Raw genomic sequence first — 20,943 nt, forward strand, 5'->3', positions numbered from 1 at the left:
GCGACCCCACCAGAACCGGAGCTGCCCCCATGTCTGACGACCGTTTGATTGTTGCAATGGATGTCCCCAACGCCGTGCAAGGTTTGCAATTGGCCGAGCAATTAGGTGACGCCGTATCATTCTACAAAATCGGACTGGGGATGCTGACCGGTGGTGGTTTGGCACTGGCCAATGAGCTGAAGCACGAAATGGGCAAACGCATTTTCCTGGACATGAAGCTGTTCGACATCAGCGCCACCGTCGAAAAAGCAGTACGTGGTCTGGCACAATTTGATCTCGACTTCCTGACTGTGCATGGCGACCCGTCTGTGGTGGAAGCCGCCAAACAGGGTGCCGCTGGCAAAGACATGAAAATATTAGCGGTCACCATCCTGACCTCTTTGGACCGGCAGGATCTTGACGCCGCACTGATCAAAGACGGCGACGTACAAGATCTGGTGCTGGAACGCGCCAGCCGCGCCTTTGCCGCAGGGGCCGATGGCGTCATTGCTTCCCCACATGAAGCCGCGCTAATCCGCGCCCTGCCCGAAGCTGCGGGCCGATTGATCGTGACACCCGGTGTCCGACCCGCAGGGGCTGATCTGGGGGACCAGAAACGGGTTGCAACGCCGGCAAGTGCAATCGCAAATGGTGCGGATCACATCGTTGTAGGCCGCCCGGTTTGGCAAGCAAAAGATCCGAGCGCCGCAGCACAAGACATCCTGAACGAGATCAAAAACACCTAAATTCAGGGTAAGCGCCTAATTTGTAGGCAAAATAAAAACTTCACTCAGACGCGCCGAATCTCGGAAACGGAAGACGATTCGGCGCAGTTGACCCAACGTCAACCCCTTCTTAGAAAACGAAATATCAGCGTAAAACACCTAAGGCGCGCCATATTGTCTCTGTGCCGGCAAAGGCACATTTTCCATGCTCAATTAAGGCATCAGCAATTCCAGACTAGGTGTTTGCACCAAAATATTAGATTTAGACTACAAGACACTCCCCTGATGGGTTCTCTTCCTGAGGCTCATCACCTACCCCCGCTTCAGCAGCGGGGGGATTTTCTTAAAGGGTTAGTGTCCTATCTCTTCCAAGTACTCACATAGTTGCGCCACAAAATGCGGCACTGCCAGTGGATGGTTGCAATACTCAGCCGACGTCATCAGTTTCCAACCCTGACCTTCATTTCCAAAACAAACTTGATCAACCACCTCTGCCGGTTGGTGAGAGACGAAGAACCACATTTTCCCGTTTGTTCGCTGGTATTCTTTTGCCCAGATCAGATCCGTCTCCTGCAACCGTAGTCCGACTTCTTCATACGTTTCCCGCAATGCACATTGGGCCGGAGTTTCCCCTGTCTCGCGGCCACCACCCGGCAGGTCCCAATAATTGGGAAACGGAATATCTGGCTTGTCGTCACGCTGGATCACTAACAAGTCGTGACCCAGAAACAACGCCAGTTTTGCACCCGTAAATTCCATGATACAATCATTGATACAGCCGCCACATAAAGACAAGACTGCCCAGCCAAGTTAAGCTGCAGAACAAACTCCACTCCCAAGACTTAGATGACATCCCAATGCACGCCCTCTGCCGAGATTGCCTGAGCCAGATCGCCCCGGCGCGACGTTGCCCGCACTGCGGTAGCCCGCGGATAAAGGCGCATGAGGAACTGTTTTCGCTATCCATCGCGCATATGGATTGCGACGCCTTTTACGCCAGTGTCGAGAAACGCGACAACCCTGAACTGGCTGACAAACCCGTGGTGATTGGCGGCGGCAAGCGCGGCGTTGTGTCAACCGCTTGTTATGTGGCGCGCATTCGGGGGGTCCGCTCGGCAATGCCGATGTTTCAGGTGATGAAGCTATGCCCTGATGCTGTGGTGATCAAACCCCGCATGCAAGCCTACGCAGAGGTTTCGCGCCAGGTCCGCGCCATGATGGACGAACTGACCCCCGACGTTGAACCTCTCTCACTGGACGAGGCCTTTATGGACCTGGGCGGAACCCAACGCCTGCACGGTGCGCCACCGGCAGTGATGCTGGCCCGGCTGGTCAAGCGCATGAAAGACGAAATTGGGATTACCGGTTCGATCGGCCTGTCCCATAACAAGTTCCTCGCCAAGGTTGCATCGGATCTGGACAAACCACGTGGCTATTCCGTGATTGGCAAGGCTGAGACCAGCACCTTTCTGCAGGATAAGCCAGTGAGATTGATTTGGGGTATTGGCCCCGCAGCGCAGGCCAGCCTGGAGAAAGCTGGAATTCGGACGTTTGCAGACTTGCTGCGCTGGGATCGCCGAGACCTAAGCACCCGCTTTGGCTCAACAGGAGAGCGCCTGTGGCATCTGGCCCGCGGAGAGGATCGGCGTCGCGTTTCAGCCAATGCCCCAATGAAATCCATCTCAAACGAAACCACGTTTTTTGAAGACACCGCCAGCACTGAAGTACTTGACGGCCACCTGTGGCGTTTGGCGGAAAAAGTGTCAGATCGCGCAAAGGCCAAGCAACAGGCTGGACGGGTGGTGACGCTAAAATTGAAACGAGCCGACCACACAGCCCTGACCCGGCGGCTCTCGCTTCGAGATGCTACACAAATGGCGGATGTCATCTACCGGACCGCGCGCGATTTACTGGACCAAGTTGGAAATCAGGGGCCCTACAGGTTGCTTGGCTGTGGGATTTCCGATCTGGTGCCGGAAACTCAGGCAGATATCACAGGTGATCTCCTGGACCCACTGGCCACTCAACGCGCCAAAGCCGAACGCGCAACCGATAGTATACGAGAGCGGTTTGGGGCGGATGCAATTCGTAAAGGCCGTGCGTTGCGCTGACCCACATCGCCAGAATGGGGCTTTGCCCCAAACCCCAGGAAACTTAGAGCTAGATGAAAAGGGTCCAAATTCATCTAGCTCTAAATATCCCGGGGGAAGAGCAGGCAGCGCCTGTGATGGGGGCAGCGCCCCTGCTATTCTGCAGCCAGCGGCAACTGTTCGCCGTTGATCTTAGCAATCTCGGCAATCACACTATCCAGCAAGGCCTTTAAAGCGGCAAAATTTCCATTGGGTTCTATTTTGTCCTCGTTCATATACAGAGCTCGATCTATTTCGACCTGCACAGCATGTTGTCGACGCGAAGGTCGTCCATAGGCCTGGGTAATATATGCTCCGGCAAACGGCGCATTACGAGAGACGGTCAATCCCGCCCCGATAAATGCCTCCTCTATGCGATCCATCACCTCCGCACTGGCGGCAGCGCCGAATCTATCACCAAGGACCACTTCAGGCTTTTGCCCCCCGCAGTGCCCCATCGCTTCGACCGCCTCATGCGGCATCGAATGGCAGTCCACAAGGATTGCCTGTCCAAATTGTGTCTGCGCCTGCCGCAACAATTCCTGTAGCGCCTTGTGATAAGGGTGCCAGTACCGATCAATTCGATTTTGAACCTCGCTTTGCGACAGCTTGCCATGATAAATGGCCTGACCATGTGCAACCACTCGTGGGATCACGCCCAGTCCAGACGCCACTCGCGGGTTTTGCCTCTTCTGCTTTGCCCCGTCGACCAGAGCAGGGTCCAATTCGTCCGCCGCGCGGTTAAGATCAACAAAGGCGCGCGGTGCCAAGGCCGTCAAAAAGGGAACACCAAACGTTGGGGCTGAGGCAAAAAGTTGATCTACAAAGGCATCTTCCGAGCTGCGAATCTGATGCCTATTTAGAATCGTGCGCGAGAGGAAGGACTGCGAGTAGTCCGCGCCACTATGAGGAGAGGCAAAAACAACACCTGACCGCAGTTTTTTCGGCGAAAATACGTTAAAAACGGCTTTAGGCATCCTATCTCCAGTGCGTCAGGTTCAATAAACAGCATAGTGCGGAAATTTCTGTGGTCAAAAGCTCTTGCGCCCCTGCACGACTCCTTTTATAGACCCCTTCACCGGCGCGGACTTCCGCGCCCCATTAATTTGGGGCAGGACATAAACGCAGGTATTCATGGGCGCTTAGCTCAGTGGTAGAGCACTTCGTTGACATCGAAGGGGTCACAAGTTCGAACCTTGTAGTGCCCACCATGAATTCATTGTTTTGATCACAAGATCAAGACACCCGTAACCCAGGCGCTGGTTCGCGCCGCAGAACAGGAGATGGCCCATGAAGGTCAAGAACTCACTCCGCTCGCTCAAGAACCGGCACCGGGATTGCCGCATTGTGCGTCGTAAGGGTCGCGTCTACGTGATCAACAAAACTCAGCCTCGCTTCAAAGCACGCCAAGGCTAAGTTCTAGCGCCGCTAGACAGTTTCGAAAACCGCATCCTAGGATGCGGTTTTTTTGTGTTTACAGGTTCTGTTTCTTTTCTGATCAAATTAGTCAGTTTTTAATTGCATCCCCCGTCAATTCCTATAATTGACTAAATCAGTCGGGAACATATCCCGGACAGATGATTTAACTTGGGACACGTTATGCTGAAATCTTCCACGATCCTCGCCTCGGCACTGACAGCCGCTGTCGCCACTACTGCTGCTGCAGAGGGTGAGCTGAACCTGTATTCGTCGCGCCATTATGACACCGACGAACGCCTGTATTCTGATTTCGAAGACGCCACCGGCATCACCATCAACCGCATCGAAGGCAAGGCCGACGAACTGATCGCGCGTATGGAAGCCGAAGGTGTGAACTCGCCTGCTGATGTATTGCTAACCGTCGATACCTCGCGTCTCGCCCGCGCAAAAAACGCTGGCATTTTGCAGGCCACAGACAGTGACACTCTGGAAGCCCGCGTTCCAGCCTACCTGCAGGACGTTGACAACCAGTGGTTCGGCTTCTCGCAGCGTGCGCGCATCATTTTCTACGACAAAGCCGACGTGACCAACCCTCCGCGCACCTATCTGGATCTGGCTGACCCGCAGTATAAAGGTCAGGTTTGCATCCGTTCGTCGACCAACACTTACAACCAGACCCTGCTGGCCTCGATCGTGACCCACCACGGTGCCGAAACCGCCACCAAATGGGCTGAAGGCGTTGTCGCCAACATGGCGCGTGCCCCTCAGGGTGGTGACACCGACCAGATGCGCGGCATTGTGTCAGGCGAGTGTGAAATCTCGGTTGCCAACACATACTATTTTGCCCGCTCGATCCGCAAAGACGTCAAAGGTCTGTCAGCTGAGCGTGACATGATCGGTTGGATCTTCCCAGCGCAGGACGCCGAAGGCGCGCATGTAAACCTATCTGGTGCCGGCGTTGCAGCCCATGCCCCGAACAAAGACAACGCAGTGAAGTTCCTTGAGTATCTGGCCAGCGATCAGGCTCAGCAGTACTTCTCGGCTGGTAACGACGAATATCCAGCGGTTCCGGGCGTTGCCCTGTCCCCAAGTATTGCTGCTTTGGGCATGTTCAAACCGGATGATGTGAGCCTGGCTGAAGTAGCTGGCAACATCCCTGAAGCACAGAAGATCTTTAACCAGGTGGGCTGGGAGTAACTCTCTCTTCCCCATGGTTTCAAAATTCAACAAGGTGCAGTCCAACTGCGCCTTGTTTGCGTTGGGGGCATATCTTACCCAACTTGGCCACAAAATTTTTCACTTGCTCTGGCAGCGGTCACCGCGTGTAAAGTAACGCAATCGAACCACTCACGCTGACGTCGGGAAAAGGGGTTGGGACAATCATGCAGGTCAATCTGAAGTCCACCCTCACCTGCCCACACTGCGGCCATGAAAAGACGGAAGAAATGCCGTCTGATTCTTGCCAGTGGTTCTATGACTGTACCAACTGTGCTGCAGTCCTGAAGCCACTACAGGGTGATTGCTGCGTCTTTTGTTCCTATGGTACCCGGCCCTGCCCGCCCATCCAAAAAGGCGACACCTGTTGCAGCTAGAGTAAACGCTAGCCGCGCCGTGCAACCTGACGACAGATCAAAATAACAGGCAACAGCCCTACGGCCATGATGACCAGAGATGGGACTGCTGCCCCCTCTAGTCGTTCATCTGAGGCTAAACGATAAGCCTGGACAGCCAGAGTGTCATAATTGAATGGCCGCATGATCAGAGTTGCGGGCAACTCTTTCATCACATCGACAAAAACAATCAAAAGGGCTGTTAGCAGACTAGGCGTCAGGATCGGCAGATGCACCCGGCGCAGCATTCCAAAGGGCCCTTGCCCCAGCGAGCGCGCCGCTGCATCCATATTGGCGTGCATAGTACTTTGTCCGCCCTCGTAGGCGCCTAGGGCAGCAGCCAGAAACCGCACCATATAGGCGGCCACCAGCAACCAGATAGAACCCGTGATCAACAGACCGGTTCGGATTTCAAAATTTGCCCGCATCCATGCATCCAGCGTATTGTCGAACGCCGCAAAGGGCACCATCAAGCCCACCGCGATCACCCCTCCTGGAACTGCATAACCCAACCGCGCGGAATAGGCCGCGGCCGAGGCCAGCCGACCGGGCTGCAGCCGCAGATAGAAACCGATGCAAACCGCCGCACAAACTGTGAGGAGCGCAGCAACGGTCGCCAATGTCACCGAATTTTGCAGAAGTGCGATATAGCGGCGGCTAAACAGGTTCTGTTCGGACTCCAGCCCCATATTGACGAGGATCACCACCGGCAGCAAGAAACCCAGCACCACTGGCGTCGCGCAGAGCGCCCAGGCAAACAGAGCCCGACTGCCGCTTAGCTCAGCTGGTGGCATTTTGGTGTGTTGTTTGCCCGCTTGGTGATAGCGCGCCTTGCCCCGTGTGGCGCGTTCAATAACAGCCAGCATCAGTGCAAACCCCAGCAAGACCAGCGCCAACTGAGCGGCACCAGCGCGGTCGCCCATTGAAAACCAACTAGTATAGATGCCGGTCGCAAAGGTTTGTACGCCAAAATAGGACACCGTGCCAAAATCGGCGACGGTCTCCATGATCGCCAGCAATACACCCGATGCGATCGCTGGCCGCGCCATTGGAAGGCTAACGCGCCAGAAGGCTTGCCACGAGGTATTGCCCAGAGCACGCGCCGCCAGAAAGGCACCCGAGCTTTGCTGCAGGAACGCGGCACGCGCTAACAGGTAAACATAGGGGTACAGCACCAGCACCAACATCAGCGCCGCGCCCGCAGTTGAACGGATCTCGGGGAACCAATAATCGCGTGGTCCCCAACCTGTGATCTGCCGCAAAGTTGTCTGCACGATACCGGGATGATCCAGAATGAAGGTATAGGCATAGGCCAGAACATAGGCTGGAAATGCGAGCGGCAGGATCAGTGCCATCTCAAAAAACTTTACACCAGCAAACCGGGTCATCGTCACCAGCCAAGCCGCGCCAACGCCGACCGAGAACGTCCCGAGTGCAACCAAGAGAACCAGCACCACGGTGGTGCCACTGTAGCGGAGCAAAACAGTGTCCATCAAATGCGAGATGGTTTCTGTGCCGCCTGTCACTGCAGCAAGGGCCACCGCAACCATAGGCAACAGGCAGGCCAGCGCCACAGTCCAGGACAAGACGGAAAACACGCGGCTGCCACTTTTGTTGCCTCGGCGGCTCCCGTTAGGGGCATAAGTTTTGGTATCGCTCACGGCTGGATTGACCCGGCTTTGTTGAATTACAGCCCTCTTATGCGACCATTTCGCTCGGAAACTCCAGATCGAAAGATCAGGGCAGACAAAAAGCCCCAGATGCAGACTACACCCGGGGCTTCTAATTCGATTGTTCCTGCGAATTAGTCGTACTTACGCTGATCCTCGATCACCAACCCATCTTTAGGCAGGCTGCCCGGGGCCACCACATCAACTCTGGCTTTCAACTTCAGAACGTCGATCACTGAACGGGCATAGGCCATGTCATCTCCACCAGATGCCTCGATCTGCACCGCCATCGCATCCATTTCACCGTCGCGGGAAACGATGACACGTGCTTTGATGATCTCGTCATGTTTTTCAACCAGTGCTGCCACCTGTTCGGGACGCACAAACATGCCTTTGATTTTGGTGGTCTGGTCGGCACGTCCCATCCAGCCCTTGATCCGCATGTTGGTGCGGCCACAGGGGCTGTTGCCCGGCATCACCGCACTTAGATCGCCAGTGGCGAAGCGGATCAACGGATAATCAGGGTTCAACGTGGTGACGACGACCTCGCCGACCTCACCCGGCGCAACAGGCGTGCCCGTTCCCGGAGTAACAATCTCGACGATGACTTTCTCGTCGACGATCATGCCCTCCATCGCTGCACTTTCGTAAGCGATGTTGCCCAGATCCGCAGTGGCATATGATTGCAAGCAAGCGATGCCGCGATCAGCATATTCCTGACGTAAACTAGGGAACAGTGCCCCACCGCCAACGGCCGCCTTGGAGAAGTTGAGTTTGATCCCCATGGTATCGGCTTTGTCCAGAATCACCTTCAGGTAATCCGGGGTCCCCGCATAAGCGGTAGCGCCAACATCGCGAGCCGCAGTAACCTGCAATTCGGTCTGGCCAGTGCCTGCCGGCAGAACGGTTGCGCCAACGGCGCGGGCGCCGCTTTCAAAGATCATCCCGGCTGGTGTCAGGTGATAACCAAAGCAGTTCTGCACCACATCGCCAGCCCCAATGCCACAGGCATGCAGGAACCGTCCCATGCGCCACCAATCATGGGTGATGCCACCGGGTTCATAGATCGGGCCGGGCGACTGAAAGACATGCGCAACGTTAGAGACTGCTATGCCCCCAAATGGCGGGTTCTCTTTCTGCCATTTGCTCAGTTCCGATTTGCGCAGAACCGGATATTGTGCAAGATCCGAGAAGTCCTGAATGTCTGGGCCATCCAGATTGCAGGCGTTTTTGGCCGCGCGCGCGCGGGTGATTTGATCACGCAAACCAGCCAGTTGGGCCGCAGCGCGTTCATCGGCCGAGCGGGTTTCCAATGTGTCATAATAAGAGAGTTGCATCCCGTTTCCGCCCATTAAATTCCCTGTCCTTGATCGTAAAGGTACAGAGTCACTTCCTCTTTCATCGACATCCCCCAAGTCATGGCCTCAGCCACAGAGATGTTCCTACGCTCTTCACAAAGCCCAACCATCTCATCACCGACCGCAACCTTGTCTGCATCTTCACAACTGTTGTCATGCCAAGTGCTTTCGACAACTGCGTTCACAGCCTTCCATCGGTATGGGCGCTTTCGATGATCTATAAGGTTTTTGATCATCAACTCAGCCACCGTTTGCGGCGGCGATAAGAGCGCACATCGCGAAAGGACTTGCGGCCTTCGTCGGACATGCCCAGGTAGAATTCTTTGACATCAGGGTTTTCGCGCAGCTCGGCCGCAGGGCCATCCATTACGATACGGCCCGATTCCAGAATATAGCCGTAATGGGCATATTTCAGCGCCATGTTGGTATTCTGTTCAGCCAGCAGGAAAGTCACGCCTTCCTGTTCGTTGATCGATTTCACGATCTCAAAAATTTGCTCAACCAGCTGTGGCGCCAAGCCCATCGAAGGCTCATCCAACAGCACGGTTTCTGGGCGGCTCATCAGGGCGCGGCCCATAGCCACCATCTGCTGTTCACCACCCGACGTATAACCCGCCTGCGATTTGCGCCGCTCTTTCAGTCGTGGGAAATAACTATAAACCATCTCAAGATCAGCTGCGATGTTAGCCTTGCCATCGGCGCGAGTATAGGCGCCAGTCATCAGGTTTTCTTCAACTGTCAGGTGTTCAAAACAGTGACGGCCTTCCATCACCTGGATCACCCCCTGGCGTACCAGTGCGGCCGGGTCTTCTTCGTGCACGTCCTGACCACGGTATTTCACAGACCCCTTGGTCACCTCACCACGCTCGGATCGTAGTAAGTTCGAAATCGCCTTGAGGGTGGTCGTTTTTCCAGCCCCGTTTCCGCCCAGAAGAGCAGTAATGCCCCCTTTGGGTACATTCAGGCTGACACCTTTCAACACCAGGATCACGTGATTGTAGATCACCTCAATGTTGTTGACCTCTAGCAAGGTCTCGGTCTGCACATCACTTGTTTTGGCTGCATCCAGCATCAGAACTTGTCCTCATCCGTTCCGGGTTAGATCCCGGATCTCTTGGCGGAGTTTGGTATGGCGGCGGACCGCCACACCAGTTTTGGTTGGACCCAGAGCAGGCTCTGGATCCTGCCGTTTAGTTACAGTTTGGTGTGATCTTGTTTTCCGCTGCATAGGCACCGGAATCTTCGGCAACCAATGCACCAATCACGTCGCCGTCTGTTGGTTTGAAGTCAGAGATCAACGACCAAGTCTTGCTGGACGCATCCCACTGAGTCACACCAACCAGGCCGGGGCCACCGTGGTTTTCACAGGAAACATTGAACGAGGGGCCAAAGTTGGGCATGCCCAGATCAGCCATTTTCGCTTCGTTGATTTCCAGAGCTTCCATGCCATCGCGCATCATAGCGGCGTTGATATCAGCAGTGCCGTGGATGCCTTGGGCTGTCTTGGCGGCCTCGGCTGCAAGCATCGCTGCATACATACCGCGGTTATACAAAACAGTACCAATCTGATCGCCAGCGCCTGCTGCCTTGCCAGTATCAACCACATATTTCTGGATGTGATGGAAGACAGGGAAGTCACGACCAACATTGTGGAAGGTCAGCGCCTTATAACCATCAGCCGCATCGCCTGCAGACATCACGTCATGCTCAGCACCGGACCACCAAACGCCGATGAAGTTTTCCATTGGGAAGCGGATGTTTGCTGCTTCCTGAATGGCGACCTGGTTCATCACGCCCCAGCCCCACATGGTCACAAAATCCGGACGCTCGCGGCGGATTTGCAGCCACTGGCTTTTCTGTTCCTGACCAGGGTGGTCAACGGGCAGTGCCATCAGTTCAAAACCGTGTTTAGCGGACAGTTCTTCCAATGTCCGGATCGGTTCTTTGCCGTATGCCGAGTTATGGTAAACCAGAGCAATCTTCTTGCCCTTCAGGTCACCACCGTTGGATTCCAACAGGTAGTTCACAACGCCCGACGCACCATTCCAGTAGTTGGCAGGGTAGTTGAAGACGTTCGAGAACACTTCACCATTGGCAGCCGAAGTCCGACCGTAACCCATGGTGTGCAGTGGGATATTGTCAGCAGTTACTTTGGGGATCAGCTGATAGGTGATACCAGTCGAAAGTGGTTGATAAACCAGCGCGCCTTCGCCCTTGGTGGACTCGTAGCACTCAACACCTTTTTCGGTGTTATAGCCGGTCTCACATTCGATCAGCTTGGTCATCACACCGCCGATGCCGCCATCGCGTTCGTTCAGCAGGGTGAAATAGTCAGCATAGCCATCCGCAAAGGGAATGCCGCCAGCAGCATAAGGGCCAGTACGATAGCTAAGCGATGGAAACACCAGGTCAGCCATTACAGGCCCGGCGGCCATCACGGCGCCGAGCGCCAGAGTGGTCAGTTTCAATTTCATCGGTATTAATCCTCCCATGGTATTATCCGATGTGGATGAAAACGGGGGCTTGATCTTATTATTCCCCCGCAGCTCAGATGCCTGCCCCGCTAGTGCGGGAAAGGCCAAAGTCGTAGTTTTTCTTTTGCGACACGCCATAGCTGTGCCAGACCGTGTGGTTCGACGATCAGGAACACAATGATCAATGCGCCGACAATAACCAACTGAAAATGCGCAACGATATCTGTTGGCCAGCCCAGAACATCGACACCAACAACCTTGAGCACCACCGGCAGCAACACCAGGAAGGCGGCACCGGCGAAGGAGCCAAAGATTGAACCCAGCCCGCCAATAATGACCATGAACAGCACCAAGAACGACTTGGTGATACCAAAGGCCTCGCCGACCTCCACCGCGCCCAGATAGACCGAGAAGAACAGCGCGCCTGAAATACCGATAAAGAAGCCTGACACAGCAAAGGCGGTCAGTTTCGCCTTCAGCGGGTTCACTCCGATGATTTCAGCGGCGATATCCATGTCGCGGATCGCCATCCAGCTGCGGCCAATGGTGCCGCGTGTCAGGTTGCGGGCAACCAGAGCACAAAGGGTCAGGAAGATCAGGCTGAACATATAGGTCGCCCAAGCCGGTGCGTTGGGGCCAGTGATCATGATGCCAAACACGTCGCGCTCTGGGGCGCTGATCTGGCCAGAGGCCGAATAGTTGTAGAACCACGGCACCCGGTTAAACAACCAGACCAGAAAGAACTGCGCCGCCAGTGTTGCCACCGCCAGATAGAATCCCTTGATCCGAAGGCTGGGCAGGCCAAAGACCACGCAGACAATGGCTGTCATGCCCCCCGCCAGCAACACGTGCACAAACATGGACACCTCGGGCATCATGGTCATGAACTTGTAGCAGGCATAGGCCCCCACCGCCATGAAACCACCGGTCCCCAGGCTAACCTGACCAGCATAGCCCACTAGAATGTTCAGCCCGATTGCGGCAATTGCATAGATCAGAAACGGCAGCAGGATCGCATTGGCCCAGTAGTCATTGATAACAAACGGCACCACCAGAAAGGCAATCGCCAGAACAGCATAATACCGGAACCGGTCAAACTTGATCGGGAAGGTCTGGCTGTCTTGTTCGTAGGAGGTTTTGAAATCTCCGGCTTCACGATAGAACATGACTTAGATGCTCCCCTGTTCCTGCGAACGGTTTAGATCCGCTGCATTGTGTTGTTTCGTCTTTGATGCGGCTTTGCCTACCTTGGCAAAACAAGCGGCGAAGATCGGATCGGTATTAAACCCTTTCAATGATCTTCTCCCCAAACAGCCCCTGCGGACGGAACACCAGGAACAACAGCGCCAGCACATAGGCGAACCAGTTCTCGGTTGCACCGCCAACCAGCGGGCCAATCCAGAATTCGAACATTTTCTCGCCCACGCCGATGATCAAGCCACCTACAATGGCGCCAGGGATTGAGGTGAAACCACCTAACATCAGCACTGGCAGCGCCTTGAGTGCGATCAACGATAGCGAGAACTGCACGCCCGATTTTGTGCCCCACATGATACCTGCAACCAGCGCGACGAAACCCGCAACCGACCAGACCAGCACCCAGATAAAGTTCAACGAAATACCAACCGACAATGCCGCCTGATGGTCATCCGCCACAGCCCGCATAGCGCGGCCTTGTTTGGTGTACTGTGAAAACAGCACCAGCCCGACCACCAACAGCGCCGCAACGATGGTCGCCACCATGTCCAGATTGTCGATAAAGAAGCCATAGAAATTTTCACTGCCCAGACCGGCGGTCATGTCTTCGATCCAGAACGATCCTCCCTGCGGCAGGCCAACGTCCAGCTTCTTGATCTCGGATCCCCACATCAGGTCGGAAACGCCTTCAAGGAAGTAAGCCAGACCAATTGTCGCCATAAACAGGATAATCGGCTCTTGCCCAACCAGATGGCGCATCACCAATCGCTGTACCAGCCAGGCAAAGCCAACCATCACGCCCACTGTTAAAATGATCGCCAGAAACGCCGGCACATGCCAGCCAAAGTGATGGATCTCTGTGCCAAACACCGCGTTGATGATATGGCTGAACGGCACCTGGCCATTCATGATCCCCACCAACGTCATCGCTGCAAACAGCGCCATAACACCTTGGGCATAGTTGAAAATTCCGGAAGCCTTGTAAATCAACACAAAGCCAAGCGCTACCAGCGCATAGAGCACCCCGGCCATCAACCCGTTGATGAAAACCTCGGTGGCGAATAGAAACTGATCAGGCATCAGTACGTCCTCTCATGTCTGTCAGAAAATCAGTCACTCGACACCCCCAGATAGGCATCAATCACTGCCTGATTGTTGCGGACTTCGTCCGGTGTGCCATCGCCAATCTTTTTACCGTAGTCCATCACAACCACCCGGTCGGACAGATCCATCACCACGCCCATGTCGTGTTCGATCAAGGCAATGGTGGTGCCAAATTCGTCGTTCACATCCAGGATAAAGCGGCTCATGTCCTCTTTTTCCTCGACGTTCATGCCCGCCATCGGTTCATCCAGCAGCAACAGTTTGGGTTCGGCCGCCAGCGCGCGCGCCAGTTCCACCCGCTTTTTCAACCCGTAAGGCAACCGCGCCACGGGTGTTTTGCGGATGTGCTGGATTTCCAGAAAGTCGATGATCTTTTCAGCAACTTCACGGTTCGCCACTTCTTCGGCCTCTGCCTTGCCCTTCCACAGGGCTTGCGAGAACAGACCCGATTTCATGTAGGACAGCCGCCCGGTCATCACGTTGTCCAGCACACTCATGCCTTCAAACAGCGCGATATTCTGGAACGTCCGCGCGATCCCTTGCTGTGCAACCTCATAGGGGCGCATCTGGGGCCGCGGTTTACCGTGGAACCAAACTTCACCTTCTTGCGGCACATAGAACCCAGAGATCACGTTCAGCATTGATGATTTGCCGGCACCGTTAGGTCCGATAATCGCGCGAATTTCTCCCTCACGAATGTCGAAACTGATGTCCTTGATCGCCACCACACCGCCAAAACGCAGGGTGATGTTCTTCATTTCCATCACTACGCCGCCAATCTTGCGGCCGTCTTCAGTGATATAACCGTCCTGCATATCTTTCACGACTCCGCGCCCTTCTTTTTGCCGGAAATACTCGCGCCGCAGGCCTGAATGTGCCGCGCAGCGGCTCCTGTCCTTGCGATGATCATTCTGCCGCTACCTTGTGCCCCATCGAGGACACAACCTCGGCATCCGCAATTTCCAGTGTGGCGCTGATTGCACCTTTGCGACCGTCTTCATATGTCACCTCAGTCGTGGTCGAGATGGTCTCGGAGCCGTCGTAGAGCGCGGCGATGATGTCAGCGAACTTGTCCTCGACAATGCGGCGGCGCACTTTGCGGGTGCGGGTCATTTCGCCGTCATCCGCATCCAGTTCTTTGTGTAACACCACAAAACGATGCACCTGACAGCCCGACAACATCGGATCTTCGGCCACAGATTTGTTGACCGTGGACACATGCTCGCGAATGCTTGCCAGCACTTTTGGATGACCCGCGAGCTCCTGATACGATGCATAGGCGATGTTGTTGCGTTCGGCCCAATTGCCCACCGCCGTCAAGTCGATGTTGATGAAGGCAACACAGCGATCCTTGCCATTACCGAACAGCACTGCCTCCAGAATATCCGGATAGAACTTCAGTTTATTCTCGACATATTTAGGGGCAAACATGCTGCCATCAGCCATTTTGCCAACGTCCTTGGCCCGGTCGATGATGCGCAGATGCCCTGACTTGTCTTCAAAGAAACCCGCATCACCTGTGGCGACCCAGCCTTCGGGGTCTTTGGTGTCTGCAGTGCTTTCTGGGTTCTTGTAATACTCAACAAAGGTGCCGGGCGAGCGATAGAAAATCTCGCCGTTGTCTGCGATTTTGATCTCTACGTCCGGTGCAGGAATACCAACAGTGTCAGCACGCACTTCGCCGTCTGGCTGCACCGTGATAAACACCGTGGCCTCTGTCTGACCATAGAGCTGCTTTAGGTTAATACCCAGCGAACGGTAGAATTCAAAAATCTCGGGTCCGATGGCCTCACCAGCGGTATAACCAACGCGTACTTTGCCAAAGCCAAGCGTATCTTTCAGTGGTCCATAGACCAGAAAGTCGCCGAGCGCATATTTCATCCGGTCCATAAACCCGACAGGTTTATCATCCAGAATGGCCGGTCCTACTTTTTTGGCATGGGCCATGAAGTGATGGAACATCTTGCGCTTAAAATTACCGGCATCTTCCATCCGGATCATCACGTTGGTCAGCTGGGTCTCAAACACTCGCGGTGGTGCGAAATAGTAGCTCGGGCCGATCTCGCGCAGATCGGTCATCATGGTTTCAGCGCTTTCCGGACAGTTCACGCAGAACCCGGTCCAGTAAGCCTGCCCAACGGAAAAGATAAAATCGCCAACCCAGGCCATCGGCAGATAGGCCAGAATTTCATCGTCCAATCCAAGTTTATCAAACTCAGATGCGTTTTTGGCGCTTTCAATCACGTTACGATTGGAAAGCACCACGCCCTTGGGCTTGCCAGTAGTACCTGAGGTGTACAGCATCACACAGGTGCTGTCGTAGGTCAGCTCGTCACGACGTTTTTTCAGTTCAGGAATAAATTCATCATAAGCCGCGCGGCCCTGATCCTGCACATGGCTGTACTGGTGGAGTTGCGAGTGGTCGTATTTCCGCAGCCCGCGTGGGTCGAGATACAGCAGATGTTCGAACTGGTGCAATTGATCTTGCACCTCGATCACCTTGTCGACCTGCTCCTGATCGGTAACAACAACAAAACGCGCACCACAGTGGCTTAGCACATAGGCCATCTCTTCTGCGTTGGCGTCCTGATACAGGGGCACTGGGATCGCGCCGACCGATTGGGCGGCAACCATCGACCAATACATATAGGGACGGTTGCGGCCAATCACGGCGATAAAGTCGCCCTTGTTGACGCCAAGGTTGATCAGACCCAGCGCCAAAGCCTCGATTTCTTTTTCCGCCTCGGCCCAGCTCCAGCATTGCCAAATGCCAAATTCCTTCTCCCGGTAGGCGGGTGAATGAGCGAACTGTTTCGCATTGCGTTGAAGCAGCGCCGGCAGGGACAGTAGTCCCTCGGCGCCCGACTGCGTCTGAGCCAATGTATTCTCCTCCCACTCCGGCCCTCCCGGCCGAACTGATCGCATTGCGCGATTCTGTCCCCGATTAGGGACGACACAATGATTGTCCGTCAACTTTTTCGTGAAGTTTTCCCAATTGTTACGAATTGTAACAGCTCGCCGGAGGTGTTGGCAGACTGCGCAATTCTGCCGCGCCCCCTTTGCCAAAGGGCTCAGCGGTGCTAGCCCTAGCGGCGGGAGATCAGGATGGACAAAGCCAACAAGCAAACAACCGCGATGACCATGGCCGGGCTGAACCTGATTGCACAGGCTCTGTCTATCTATGATGACGACTTGAATTTGGCTGTGTGCAACCGCCGCTTCCAAGAAATGTTTGCCCTACCCGACCATCTGGTCACCCCCGGCGCCCGTTTTGACGACACCATCCGATTTATCGCCCTAAGCGGCGAATATGGCCCCGTAGAAGATATCGACGACCTGGTGCAACAACGGGTGGATCAGGCCAAAGACTTTGTTCCGCACTATCTGGAACGCGAACGTGGCAACGGCCAGATGATTTCCATTGAAGGTGCGCCCTTACCAAATGGCGGCTGGGTCACTGTTTATACCGATATCACCCATACCAAACAGGTTGAACATCTGTTGCGCGCCCGGTCCGAGGAATTGTCAGAGCAGGTGCTGGCCCACACTGAACAGCTTTCAGCCACCAACCGTGAATTGGCAGCGTCGAATAGTTCACTGGAAGAAATCAAAAGCCAATTGACCGAAATCGAGCGACGCACCCGATTGACCACAGAAATGATGCCTGCCCATATCGCACACGTTGATGAGGATGGACACTACACCTACACCAACCGACGCCTAAGCGCGGTGTTTCCGGGCCGACCCTCCAAGATCCTGGGCCTTCACATGCGTGACGCATTGGGAGATTCAACCTACGCCCGAATTGAGCCTCATCTGCGCGCAGCCTATCAGGGCAAGAACCCAGTTTTCGAATTCACCGAAGACCACGGAAGTCACCGTATTCGGGTGGCTCTGACCCCAGATCCGTCGGGCGGGGTTTATATCCTGTCCATGGATATCACCGAAGAAACCCAAACCCGCGTTGCCTTGCAACAAGCACGCCGTCGCGAAATGGCGGCACAGATGACCAGCGGATTGGCACATGACTTCTCCAACCTGCTCACCATCATTCTGGGAATGCAAAGCAAGCTAGAGAAATTGGGGTTACCCACGGAGTCCGGTGATCTGGTGCAGGCCACATTGTCAGCGGCACGTCGGGGCGGACGTCTGTTGAACCGGATTGCCGATATGACCGGCAATCGAACTCTTCGCCCCCGCGCCACTGACATGCACGCACTGTTGCGTGAATTGAAAATTCTGGCCACGCCGTCCCTGCCGCAAGCGGTTGGGTTGAGTGTATTGGATAACACGCCTGACCCGGCGGTATTGCTGGATCCGGGAATGTTGCAAGACGCGCTGCTAAATCTGATCCTGAATGCCCGTGACGCCTGCGGGACAAGTGGTCAGATCACGGTCAGCGCCCATACTGTCGGTGAAACTTGGTTAGAAATCAGCGTCAACGACACCGGCCCCGGATTTTCCTCAACTGCATTGGACAAAGCACTGAACCCGTTTTTCACCACCAAAGGGGGTGAAGGGTCGGGGTTGGGCCTGCCGATGGTCTATGACACCGTAAAATTGGCAGGCGGCGATATGCACATCGGCAATACGGTCTCGGGTGCCAGTGTCACCCTACGACTACCCTACCGAGCGGCCCCCGACGCCCGCGGCGGTCTTGCGCTGTTGGTTGAGGACAGCGAAGATTTACGCGCAACGTTCCGGGACATGCTGATTGATCTGGGATATTCAGTGATCGAGGCAACATCGGTTGACGAAGCCTGCGCGCTGGCCGCTGACTTGCCCGATATTTCTCTGATCCTGTCAGATATCCACCTGCAAGGGGATGCGACTGGGCTGGACCTGTTGACCCGCATGCAAGGATCAGATCTGCCTTGCCTGCTGATGACATCTTTGCCGGTAAATGACCCCCTGCACCAGACCGCACTGCGACACGGCCCTGTCTTGCAAAAACCCTTTACCACTGACCAGCTCTCTGCGCTGCTCAACCCGGAGACCACGGCATGACCACGCCCCTGATCACCATTCTGGATGACGAGCCCGAAATTCGACGGATCTTGACCGATGCGCTGGATGAAGCTGGCTTTCGCACCCAGAGTTTCTCGCGAGCCCGCGAATTTGAGGCCTCACTGAAACGAGTAACGCCAGATGTTTGTTTAGTAGATCTGTCGCTGCCAGATACTGATGGCTTAGCGCTTGTACACAGGCTAGCACTGGAACAGGGCGCGGCAGTAATCATCATTTCAGGCCGGGCACAGGTGCAGGACCGGGTCACTGGGTTGGAACTGGGCGCAGACGATTACATCACCAAACCCTTTGACCCTGCCGAAGTGGTGGCCCGGGTCCGGGCAAGATTGCGCAGTGGACCGCGTCAAACAACACAGTCAGGGAATACTGCCCAGTTTTCCGGCTGGACCGCCCATTTCGACCGCTACATGCTGGAAGATGACAAGGGCGAAGAAACACCATTCTCCCACGCTGAGGGCGAAGTCCTGCGGTTGTTCCTTGATAGCCCCAAGCGGCTGATCTCAAGGGCACAGATGCAGGAAATGTTGGGCGGCGCTGCCGGGGATAGCTTTGACCGGGCGATGGATGTACGTATTTCACGGTTGCGGACCAAGCTACGCGAAGATCCCAAAAATCCTCGCCTTATCAAAACCATCTACGGTGCAGGCTACATTTTCCTTGGGGATGTCAGCTGGAGTTGATTGGACCGTTGCAATGAGTGCCCCCTGAACTATGGTCAGACTGGACTAGTGTCAGCACCTTCAGAACAAAGGTATTTCTTATGCGCCCATTCAGCCGTCAGTTATTTGCAATCACTTTCGCGGCCTTGCTGTTCGGTGTTGCAAGCCCTTCGTTCGCGCAGACCAAGCAGCCAAATATCATCTACTTGCTGGTCGATAACTGGGGCTGGGGCGACATATCCGTACAGGGAAGCACAGTTCCAACGCCTATTATCGATGCCTTTGCCGCCGAAGGCACACGGTTTTTGAATTTCAACATCGAAAATCAATGCACTCCAACCCGCTCGGCTATCCATACAGGTCGCTTACCAATTCGCTCTGGAACCCAGAAAGTTGCAGCACCGGGTGAACCAGACGGGCTTGCCCCTTGGGAATACACTATCGCTGAGCTCCTTTCTGACGCCGGGTACAAAACTGCCCTGTTCGGAAAGTGGCACATTGGGTCCCAGATAGGTCGCCACCCAAGCGATCAGGGCTATGACGAATGGTGGGGCATCAACGAAGGATCAAACGCTGCGGCCTATACCTCCACTCCGGAGTTTGATCCCAAAGTCGCCGCCACGCCCCACTTTTGGGAGGGTAAAAAGGGCGCACCATCATATGAAACCGAGCTTTACGACATCCCGGGCAAAACAACGTTTGACCAGAAAATTACAGATCGAGCTGTCGATTATATCCAGCACAATGCCAATGGGGATGATCCGTTTTATCTCTATGTCGGGTTCACGCAGTTTCACCCTCCGTGGGTGGTTCATCCGGATTTCGATGGAGTTTCGGGCGCGGGATACTATTCGGATATCAAATACGAAGTGGATCACAACATTGGCCGCATCTTGCAAACGCTTGAAGCAGTTAATGCCACCGATGATACGATTGTCATTCTCACCGGAGACAACGGGCCGGGAACACTCCCGCAGGGCCTTGGCTATGCAACCGGAGAAGTCGGTGGGTCGACGGGCCCGTGGCGGGGCGCGCTCAGCACCGGCTTTGAAGGCGGCATGCGGACACCGGGCATGATCCGCTGGCCCGGCCAAGTTCAGGCCGGTGTCGTCACCAACGAAATCATCTCAGTTCTGGACATATACCCCACACTTGCAACTTTGGTTGGCGAAGCGGGGCGCATCCCAACAGACCGTCCGATTGATGGTATTGATCAGAGTGCCTTTATCCTTGGCGAGCAGGAGGTCTCCAATCGCGAGCACATTGTTACATTTGTCGGCGATGATGTGTTTGCCGTGAAGTGGCGGGATTTAAAGGTCCATTTTTTCACTGCTGAGGCGTCGTTCTCTGAGATCAAAAAGCACACTTTTCCGCAGGTTTATAACATCAAGGAAGATCCCAGTGAGCAGTTTGAGCTTTGGGGCAACGAAGGCTTTGCACATGCCTGGGTTATGACGCCGGTGACTGGAATTCTTACCAATCTAGCCAAAAGCATGGCGGCCTTTCCCAACATACAACCGGGGCAGGATTTCGATGGCTACGACTAATCTTTCGCCTTAATCGCGAGCGCTTCTCGTCAGACTTCTTTCGC

19 protein-coding genes and 1 tRNA gene are annotated in these 20,943 nt (G+C 55.0%); 9 read left to right on the forward strand and 11 right to left on the reverse strand.

What is annotated here, in order from left to right; genetic code table 11:
• Nucleotides 1-29: 29 nt before the first annotated feature.
• Nucleotides 30-725, forward strand: coding sequence for an orotidine-5'-phosphate decarboxylase (gene pyrF / locus GO984_RS10975; protein WP_157022593.1), 696 nt, complete (start codon nt 30-32; stop codon nt 723-725).
• Nucleotides 726-1,055: 330 nt separating this feature from the next.
• Here pyrF and GO984_RS10980 read toward each other — a convergent pair whose 3' ends face one another.
• On the reverse strand, nt 1,056-1,463 hold the full coding sequence (locus GO984_RS10980; protein ID WP_157022594.1) for an NUDIX hydrolase: 408 nt from the start codon (nt 1,461-1,463) through the stop codon (nt 1,056-1,058).
• A gap of 98 nt (nt 1,464-1,561) precedes the next feature.
• Here GO984_RS10980 and GO984_RS10985 point away from each other — a divergent pair, with 98 nt between their 5' ends.
• Complete coding sequence (locus GO984_RS10985; protein WP_157022595.1) at nt 1,562-2,815, forward strand: DNA polymerase IV; 1,254 nt, start codon at nt 1,562-1,564, stop codon at nt 2,813-2,815.
• Nucleotides 2,816-2,949: 134 nt separating this feature from the next.
• Here the strand turns inward: GO984_RS10985 and GO984_RS10990 are convergent, their stop codons facing one another.
• The gene (locus GO984_RS10990; protein WP_157022596.1) at nt 2,950-3,810 is read right to left on the reverse strand and encodes an N-formylglutamate amidohydrolase; all 861 of its coding nucleotides are present in this window, start codon (nt 3,808-3,810) and stop codon (nt 2,950-2,952) included.
• Between the two features lie 159 nt (nt 3,811-3,969).
• Here GO984_RS10990 and GO984_RS10995 point away from each other — a divergent pair.
• The 4 genes from GO984_RS10995 (at nt 3,970) to GO984_RS23635 (ending at nt 5,844) form a co-directional block, all read left to right on the forward strand.
• Nucleotides 3,970-4,044, forward strand: a tRNA-Val gene (locus tag GO984_RS10995).
• A 79-nt stretch (nt 4,045-4,123) separates the two neighbouring features.
• Nucleotides 4,124-4,249: a type B 50S ribosomal protein L36 gene (gene ykgO / locus GO984_RS11000; protein WP_008205324.1), complete on the forward strand. Its 126-nt coding sequence runs from the start codon at nt 4,124-4,126 to the stop codon at nt 4,247-4,249.
• A gap of 183 nt (nt 4,250-4,432) precedes the next feature.
• Nucleotides 4,433-5,449, forward strand: coding sequence for a Fe(3+) ABC transporter substrate-binding protein (locus tag GO984_RS11005; RefSeq protein WP_157022597.1), 1,017 nt, complete (start codon nt 4,433-4,435; stop codon nt 5,447-5,449).
• A gap of 185 nt (nt 5,450-5,634) precedes the next feature.
• A complete protein-coding gene (locus GO984_RS23635; RefSeq protein ID WP_157022598.1) occupies nt 5,635-5,844 on the forward strand; it encodes a GDCCVxC domain-containing (seleno)protein in 210 nt (69 codons plus the stop codon).
• A gap of 8 nt (nt 5,845-5,852) precedes the next feature.
• Here GO984_RS23635 and GO984_RS11015 read toward each other — a convergent pair whose 3' ends face one another.
• The 9 genes from GO984_RS11015 to GO984_RS11055 all read right to left on the reverse strand — a co-directional run bounded on the left by GO984_RS11015 (nt 5,853) and on the right by GO984_RS11055 (nt 16,545).
• Nucleotides 5,853-7,412 carry an ABC transporter permease gene (locus GO984_RS11015; RefSeq protein ID WP_245227062.1) on the reverse strand — a complete coding sequence of 520 codons (1,560 nt, stop codon included), beginning with the start codon at nt 7,410-7,412 and terminating at the stop codon, nt 5,853-5,855.
• A gap of 254 nt (nt 7,413-7,666) precedes the next feature.
• Nucleotides 7,667-8,869, reverse strand: coding sequence for a phenylacetate--CoA ligase family protein (locus GO984_RS11020; RefSeq protein ID WP_167740302.1), 1,203 nt, complete (start codon nt 8,867-8,869; stop codon nt 7,667-7,669).
• 14 nt (nt 8,870-8,883) lie between these two features.
• On the reverse strand, nt 8,884-9,075 hold the full coding sequence (locus GO984_RS11025) for a hypothetical protein (RefSeq protein ID WP_209279403.1): 192 nt from the start codon (nt 9,073-9,075) through the stop codon (nt 8,884-8,886).
• A gap of 50 nt (nt 9,076-9,125) precedes the next feature.
• Nucleotides 9,126-9,962 (reverse strand): ABC transporter ATP-binding protein, encoded by an 837-nt coding sequence (locus GO984_RS11030; protein WP_157022602.1) that lies wholly within the window; start codon nt 9,960-9,962, stop codon nt 9,126-9,128.
• A 118-nt stretch (nt 9,963-10,080) separates the two neighbouring features.
• On the reverse strand, nt 10,081-11,364 hold the full coding sequence (locus GO984_RS11035; protein ID WP_157022603.1) for an ABC transporter substrate-binding protein: 1,284 nt from the start codon (nt 11,362-11,364) through the stop codon (nt 10,081-10,083).
• An 89-nt stretch (nt 11,365-11,453) separates the two neighbouring features.
• On the reverse strand, nt 11,454-12,530 hold the full coding sequence (locus GO984_RS11040) for a branched-chain amino acid ABC transporter permease (protein ID WP_157022604.1): 1,077 nt from the start codon (nt 12,528-12,530) through the stop codon (nt 11,454-11,456).
• Between the two features lie 115 nt (nt 12,531-12,645).
• Entirely contained in the window at nt 12,646-13,641 is a 996-nt protein-coding gene (locus tag GO984_RS11045) for a branched-chain amino acid ABC transporter permease (RefSeq protein ID WP_157022605.1), read from the reverse strand.
• Nucleotides 13,642-13,670: 29 nt separating this feature from the next.
• Nucleotides 13,671-14,480, reverse strand: coding sequence for an ABC transporter ATP-binding protein (locus GO984_RS11050; protein ID WP_157022794.1), 810 nt, complete (start codon nt 14,478-14,480; stop codon nt 13,671-13,673).
• 91 nt (nt 14,481-14,571) lie between these two features.
• Complete coding sequence (locus GO984_RS11055) at nt 14,572-16,545, reverse strand: AMP-binding protein (RefSeq protein ID WP_157022606.1); 1,974 nt, start codon at nt 16,543-16,545, stop codon at nt 14,572-14,574.
• Nucleotides 16,546-16,770: 225 nt separating this feature from the next.
• On the opposite strand from GO984_RS11055, the gene GO984_RS11060 reads away from it, so the two are divergent.
• From GO984_RS11060 to GO984_RS11070, 3 genes are all read left to right on the forward strand, one after another.
• The gene (locus GO984_RS11060) at nt 16,771-18,672 is read left to right on the forward strand and encodes a PAS-domain containing protein (protein WP_157022607.1); all 1,902 of its coding nucleotides are present in this window, start codon (nt 16,771-16,773) and stop codon (nt 18,670-18,672) included.
• Nucleotides 18,669-19,373: a response regulator transcription factor gene (locus GO984_RS11065; protein ID WP_138162973.1), complete on the forward strand. Its 705-nt coding sequence runs from the start codon at nt 18,669-18,671 to the stop codon at nt 19,371-19,373. Before GO984_RS11060 ends, GO984_RS11065 begins: the two co-directional genes overlap by 4 nt.
• A gap of 80 nt (nt 19,374-19,453) precedes the next feature.
• On the forward strand, nt 19,454-20,899 hold the full coding sequence (locus GO984_RS11070; protein ID WP_157022608.1) for a sulfatase-like hydrolase/transferase: 1,446 nt from the start codon (nt 19,454-19,456) through the stop codon (nt 20,897-20,899).
• Nucleotides 20,900-20,943: the final 44 nt, after the last annotated feature.

Origin of the sequence: Parasedimentitalea huanghaiensis, assembly GCF_009753675.1 — a bacterium.
Taxonomy (GTDB): domain Bacteria; phylum Pseudomonadota; class Alphaproteobacteria; order Rhodobacterales; family Rhodobacteraceae; genus Parasedimentitalea; species Parasedimentitalea huanghaiensis.